Below are 275 nucleotides of genomic sequence, written 5' to 3' on the forward strand. Positions count from 1 at the left end.
AACAATTACAGAACTCTATAACTCATTTTCACCTGATTACCTATTAGTTGAACCTTCGGGTATCGCATTTCCTAATATGATAAAACAAAACATAGAGCTTATGAATTTAAAGGACTCTGTTGAAATCGCACCTTTGGTTACATTAATCGATGGCAGTAGATTTACAGATATTATGAAATCGGTAAAAAACTATGCATTGAGACAAATAGAGGATGCTGAGATTATGGTTATCAATAAAATTGATTTAATAAAGCCTATTGAAGTACCTATAATTG

At 30.9% G+C, this 275-nt stretch carries 1 protein-coding gene; it reads left to right on the top strand.

Going from position 1 to position 275, the window contains the following annotated elements; translation table 11 throughout:
* The coding region (locus ABCO64_RS10725; RefSeq protein ID WP_343089471.1) for a GTP-binding protein at positions 1–275 on the top strand (275 nt) is incomplete at both ends.

It is taken from the genome of Methanocalculus natronophilus (genome assembly GCF_038751955.1).
GTDB lineage: Archaea > Halobacteriota > Methanomicrobia > Methanomicrobiales > Methanocorpusculaceae > Methanocalculus > Methanocalculus natronophilus.